This is a genomic window from Hydrogenophaga sp. 70-12 (genome assembly GCF_001897365.1).
Classification (GTDB): Bacteria; Pseudomonadota; Gammaproteobacteria; order Burkholderiales; family Burkholderiaceae_C; genus Hydrogenophaga; species Hydrogenophaga borbori.
In genome coordinates this window covers 1-5,967 of sequence record NZ_MKSS01000379.1, presented here as the reverse complement: position 1 = coordinate 5,967, position 5,967 = coordinate 1, and the positions used below count along the sequence as shown (strand labels likewise).

The following is a 5,967-nucleotide window of genomic DNA, read 5'->3' as shown; positions in this document are numbered from 1 at the left end:
GCCCGCGCCGTTCTCGGGCGGCGAAACGGTGGTGCGCGAGCAGGCCAGCATCCAGATCAGCCAGGACAAGGGTTCGCTCATCCACATGGGCCCGGCCGCGCAGCTCAGCGAGGTGGTCAAGGCGCTCAACACCCTGGGCGCCACGCCGCAGGACCTGATCGCCATCCTGCAGGCCATCAAGGCCTCCGGCGCGCTCAACGCCGAACTCGAAATCATCTGACGGCCATGATCGGCAGCAGCGCCTTCACCTCCCCGAGCGGCCTCGCCGCCGACCCGAACGCGCTCAACGCGCTCAAGGGCGCGGGCGACAGCAAGGCCGCGCTCAAGGAGGCCGCGAAGCAGTTCGAGGCCCTGTTCATGCGCGAGCTCATCAAGAGCATGCGCGAAGCCACCAGCAAGAGCGGCCTGTTCGACAGCGAGGGCGAGAACCTGGGCACCGACCTGCTGGACCAGCAGTTCGCGCAGAAGCTCACCGGCCTGCCGGGCGGCCTGTCGGAAGCCATCGAGCGCCAGCTCGCCGGCCGCATGTCCGGCACGCAGGCCTTGCCCGACGCGCCCGCCACGCCCAGCACCGTGGGCCGCGCCAGCGCCGGCGAACGCCAGAGCGCGTTTGTCGAGCGCCATGGCGCCGCCGCGCTGGCGGTGGCGCGCGAATCGGGCATTCCCGCCGCCTTCATGCTGGGCCAGGCCGGGCACGAGAGCGGCTGGGGCCGTGGCGAGATCCGCCACGCCGACGGCTCGCCCGCGCACAACCTGTTCGGCATCAAGGCCACGGGCGGTTGGACAGGCAAGGTCGCCGAGGTCACCACCACCGAGTACATCAATGGCGAGCCGCGCAAGGTGACGGCCAAGTTCCGCGCCTACGACTCCTACGAGGAGTCGTTCCGCGACTACGCCCGCCTGATCGGCAACAGCCCACGCTACGAGGGCGTGATGGATCAGCTGCATTCCGTTCAGGGCTTCGCCAAAGGCCTGCAGCGCGCCGGCTACGCCACCGACCCGTCCTACGCCGAGAAGCTCGGCCGGGCCATCAACACCACGCTGAGCCTTCAGCGTGCGCAAGGCTGAAGGGGAGCCTGAGCCATGTCCTCACTCAACATCGCCACCCGCGCGCTCAACACCAACCTGGCGGCGCTGCAGGTCATCGGCCACAACATCGCCAACGTCAACACGCCCGGCTACTCGCGCCAGACGGTGGTGCTGTCCAGCGCGGGCTACCAGTTCACCGGCGGCGGCTACTTCGGCAAGGGCGTGGAGATGACCACGGTGGAGCGCGCCCACAACGAGTACCTCACGCGCGAGGCGCGCCAGACCGGCTCGGTGGCCGCGGCGGACGCGGCGCGCCTGGCCCGCCTGGAGCAGCTGGAAACCGTGTTCCCCACCGGCGAGAAGGGCCTGGGCACGGCGCTCAACGACATGCTCAACGCCTGGACCGACCTCAGCTCGGCGCCGGGCAACCTCACGGCGCGCACGGTGGTGATCGCGCGCGCCGACGAATTCGCCAGCCGGCTGCGCGACAGCGCGGGCCAGCTCGACCTGATGCGCAACACCACGCAGCAGCAGGTGAAGTCGGTCACCGAGGACATCAACCGCATCGCCCAGGACCTGGCCAAGGTCAACCAGCGCATCATCGAGACGGCCGGCACCGCGCACACACCCAACGACCTGTACGACCAGCGCGACCAGCTGCTGCGCCAGCTGAGCGACAAGGTTCAGATCAGCACCGTGCCCGGCGATGCCGGATCGGTCAACGTGTTCGTGGCCGGCAGCCAGCCGCTGGTGCTGGGGGCGCAGGCCGCGAAGCTGGCGGCCCAGACCGATCCCATGGATTCGTCGCGCATCACCATCAACTTCGTGCAGGGCGGTGTGTCCACCGCGCTGGCCGATGGCTCGCTGGGCGGCGGCGAACTGGCGGGGGTGGTGCGTTTCCTCAACGACGACCTGGCGGCCGCGGCCAACCAGCTCGGCCGCATCGCCCTGGCCACGGCCAATCTGGTGAACCAGCAGCACGCGCTGGGCCTGGACCTCAAGGGCAACCCGGGACAGAACTTCTTCGTGCCGCCCGCGGCCGCCAAGGGCCTGGCGTCGCCGGCCAACGGTGGCACCGGTCAGGTGAGCGCCGTGGTGAGCGACCCGCAGGCGCTGATCGCCTCCGATTACGAGTTGCGCGTGGAGGCCGGCGGCTTCAGCATCGTGCGCCTGAGCGACGGCAACACCACCAGCGTGGGCGCTTTGCCCGCCGAGGTCGATGGCCTGAGCTTCCAGGTGGACGCGGCCGGCGCCGTGCCGGGCGACCGCTTCCGCATCCGGCCATTCGAGGCGGCGGCGCGCAACCTGCAGGTGGCCATCGACGCCCCCGAGCAGCTGGCCGTGGCCAGCCCCGTCATGGTCACCCCCGGCACCGGCAACTCGGGCAGCCTGAGCGTGGAGAAGCTCTACGCGGTCGACAACTCGGCCAACCTCACCGACCCGGTCACCATCACCTTCAACGCCGACGGCAGCTTCAGCGCCACCGGCCTGGGCCCGGGCAACCCCCCGCCCGACAACGCCGGCCCGCCGCCGAGCTACAACTTCAAGCCCGGCCAGGCCATCGTGCTCAATGGCTGGAGCCTCACGCTGCGCGGCAACCCCACCGCGGGCGACAGCTTTTCCATTGGCGCCTCGCCGTCCAACGCCGTCGCGCAGAGCGCCGGCAACGCCAGCGGCATGCTGGCCTTGCGCGACCTCGCCACCTTCGACGGCGTGCCGCTGTCCGACGGCTACGTCAGCCTGTTCTCCGACCTGGGCACGCGCGTGCAGGGCGCGCAGTTCGCGGCCGACTTCTCGGCCGGCGTGGCCACGGCGGCCGAGCAGGCGCGCAGCAACGTGGCCGGCGTCAACCTCGACGAAGAAGCCGCGCGGCTGCTGCAGTTCCAGCAGGCCTACCAGGCCTCGGCCAAGTTCCTGCAGATCGCGCAGAGCACCTTTGACAGCCTGTTGCAAACCGTGGGACGTTGACCGCCATGAGCTTCCGCATCGCCACCGCCAACCAGTTCGACCGCACCATCGACCAGCTCGCCACGCGCCAGTACGACCTGGCCAAGCAGCAGGAGCGCATCTCCACCGGCAAGCGCGTGATGAAGGCCAGCGACGACCCCGTGGCCGCCACGCTGGCCGAGTCGGCCCGCAACCGAATGACGCGGGTGCAGGCCGACCTGCGCGCGCTGGACGCCTCGCGCACCAGCCTGCAGCAGGCCGAGTCCGGCCTGGCCGAATCGGGCGAGCTGATCCAGCGCGTGCGCGACCTGCTGGTGTCCGCCGGCAACCCCAGCTTCGCCGACGCCGAGCGCGAGGACGTGGCGCGCCAGCTCGAAGGCCTGCGCGAGCAGCTGCTGGCCGTGGCCAACCGCACCGACAACAACGACCGCACCCTGTTCGGCGGCCTGGGCGGCGCGCCCACGCCCTTCGTCGACCTGTACGGGCCCAGCGGCACCGGCGTGCAGTTCGAGGGCCAGCGCGGCCAACCCGCGGCGGGCAACGGCACCCTGCCCCAATCGCTCGACGGTGACGCCATCTGGATGCGCATCCCGCAGGGCAATGGCAGCTTCACCCTGAGCCTGCCCACCAGCAACACCGGTGGCGTGAACACCAGCCTGGGGCAGGTGACCGACGCCACCGCGCTCACCGGCGACGACTACCGCGTGGACTTCGCCGACGTGGGCGGCGTGATCCAGTACACCATCACCAACACCACCACGGGCACCCCCGTGGCGGGCCACGCGGGCGTGCCCTACGAGGCCGGCAAGACCGTGGCCTTCGATGGCCTGTCCTTCGAAATGAACGGCCAGCCGGCCGCGGGCGACCGCATCGACCTCGCCCCCGCCACCGGCACCACCGACATCTTCTCCGTCGTGCAGGGCGCGATCGACGCCCTGCGCTACCAGGGCGCGGGCGAATCGGCGCTGCGCACCCAGGCGCTGGGGCGCGCCCTCACCGAGGTGGACGCCGGGCACGACCGCGTGCTGCTGGCGCGCGGGCGCGCCGGCGAATGGCTCAACCGCGCCGACTCCATGGACCTGCTGATGAACAACCGCAGCACCGACCTGGAGCTGGAGGAATCGCGCCTGGTCGACCTGGACATGGTCAAGGGCATCTCCGACTTCAAGAACAAGGAGCTCGCGCTCAACGCCGGCCTGCAGGCTTACGCCACCGTGCAGCGCATGTCCCTGTTCGACTACATCAAATAAGCGCGCCGACGAACCCCCATGCTGATGCAAGCGCACACCGTCCTCGACAGCGTCGCCATGGCCTATGTGCCGCTGTGGAACCGCGCGCGCGAGCTCGCGGGCGTGCGCCTGTGCGTGCGCGCCATCCACCCCGAGGGCGTGGACGCCCACCACCTGCTGCAGGCCATCGGCGACGACTGGCCCGAGGGCGCGCCGCCGCTGCTGCTGTCGCTGCAGACGCCGCGCCTGCTGCAGCAGGCCCTGGCCTGCCCGCCCGTGCTCAACACCCTGCTGGAGGTGCCGGCCGCGCTGTTCGGCGCGCAGGAAACGCTGGCGCGCCTGTCGCTCGCGCGGCGCAACGGTCACCTGCTGGTGCGCCACGGCGACTGGAGCGCGCTGCGGGGGCGGCCCACGCCGGGCGTCGAGCACCGCAACCTGTTCACGCTGGAGCCCCTTGACCGCATCGAGCCCATGCCCGGCCAGATGGTGGAAGGCGTGGACACCCAGGAGCGCCTGCGCCAGGTGCTGGACCAGGCCCAGGCCGCCGCCGTGCTCGGCTGGCCCGCGGTCGACGTGCTGCGCGCCCACAAACGCCAGCCGCTGCACTACGACGCGCGCGTGGTGCGCCAGGTGCTGCAGGCCATCGACGACGAGGAATGTTCGGTCGAGTACCTGGAGCGCGTGGTGCGCCAGGACCCGGTGCTGATCTACCGCATTCTCATGCTGGTGAATTCCGCGGCCTACGGCCTGCGGCGCGAGATCGGCTCGCTGCGCCACGCCATCATGATGCTGGGCTTCCGCGAGTTGGGCCGCTGGCTCACCGAGCAGGTGCCGGAGGCCGAGCCCGACATCGACCTGCAGCCCGTGCGCTACGCCATGGTGATGCGGTCGCGCCTGGCCCAGCACCTGCTGGCGACCGGCTCCGACGACCTCTTGCGCGCCGAGGTCTACACGACCGCGGCGCTCTCGCAGCTCGACCTGTTGCTGCACCAGCCCCTGGCCGACCTGCTGCACCGCCTGCCCCTGGCGGGCCGGGTGACCGACGCGGTGCTGCGCCACGATGGCCCCTACTTCCCGCTGCTGGACATCGCGCGCGCCATGGGCGACCCGGAGCGGCTGGACCGCATGGAAACCCTGTGCCGCCGCCACGAGCTGACGCTGGAGCAGGTGAACCGCGCCCTGCTGCGCATGCTGGCCACCAGCCGCGACCACGCGGGCCGGCGCTCGGAGCGGCTGGCGCACTGAAGCCGGGTTCGTGGGTGGGGTGCGCCAAAGTGTGCACACTCGTCCCATGACCGCCCCGACAGACAAGCCGCTTCCCAGCACCCTGCGCACCCGCCGCTTTCGAGCCGGCGACGAGTTCGCCCTGTTCCACGTGCACCGCTCGGCCATTCAGTCGATCGCCAGCCGGGACTACACGCCCGAGCAGATCCAGGCCTGGTTGCCCGAGGAGGGGGAGCGGGACGCCTGGGCCCAGCGCGTGCGCGCCCTGGCGCCGTTCGTGGCGCTCGATGGCGATCGGATCGTGGGCTACGCCGATCTCCAGGCCAACGGCCTCATCGACCAATTCTTCGTGTCCGGGCAGCACCCGCGTCGCGGCATCGGCGCCGCGCTGATGTGGCGGGTGCACGAGGAAGCGGCCTTGCTGGGGCTCTCAGAGCTGCACGCCCACGTCAGCTTGAGCGCCGAGGCCTTTTTTCGCCGCTTCGGTTTCGAGGTGGTCGAGCGGCGCCTGCCGGTGCGGCGCGGGCTGGCCTTGCCG

Annotated in this window: 6 protein-coding genes; all 6 read left to right on the top strand. The window is 71.0% G+C overall.

All coding sequences use genetic code 11. From position 1 onward, the window contains the following. On the top strand, nucleotides 1-220 hold a 220-nt coding region (locus tag BGO22_RS19345; protein WP_286852250.1), incomplete at its 5' end, for a flagellar basal body P-ring protein FlgI. Between the two features lie 5 nt (nucleotides 221-225). Then, nucleotides 226-1,068 carry a flagellar assembly peptidoglycan hydrolase FlgJ gene (gene flgJ / locus BGO22_RS19340; protein WP_070401011.1) on the top strand — a complete coding sequence of 281 codons (843 nt, stop codon included), beginning with the start codon at nucleotides 226-228 and terminating at the stop codon, nucleotides 1,066-1,068. A 15-nt stretch (nucleotides 1,069-1,083) separates the two neighbouring features. After that, a complete protein-coding gene (gene flgK / locus BGO22_RS19335; RefSeq protein WP_286852249.1) occupies nucleotides 1,084-2,997 on the top strand; it encodes a flagellar hook-associated protein FlgK in 1,914 nt (637 codons plus the stop codon). Between the two features lie 5 nt (nucleotides 2,998-3,002). Continuing rightward, the gene (gene flgL, locus BGO22_RS19330; RefSeq protein WP_286852248.1) at nucleotides 3,003-4,226 is read left to right on the top strand and encodes a flagellar hook-associated protein FlgL; all 1,224 of its coding nucleotides are present in this window, start codon (nucleotides 3,003-3,005) and stop codon (nucleotides 4,224-4,226) included. 18 nt (nucleotides 4,227-4,244) lie between these two features. Further along, the gene (locus BGO22_RS19325) at nucleotides 4,245-5,450 is read left to right on the top strand and encodes an HDOD domain-containing protein (protein WP_286852247.1); all 1,206 of its coding nucleotides are present in this window, start codon (nucleotides 4,245-4,247) and stop codon (nucleotides 5,448-5,450) included. Nucleotides 5,451-5,496: 46 nt separating this feature from the next. Continuing rightward, the coding region (locus BGO22_RS19320) for a GNAT family N-acetyltransferase (RefSeq protein ID WP_286852246.1) at nucleotides 5,497-5,967 on the top strand (471 nt) is incomplete at its 3' end.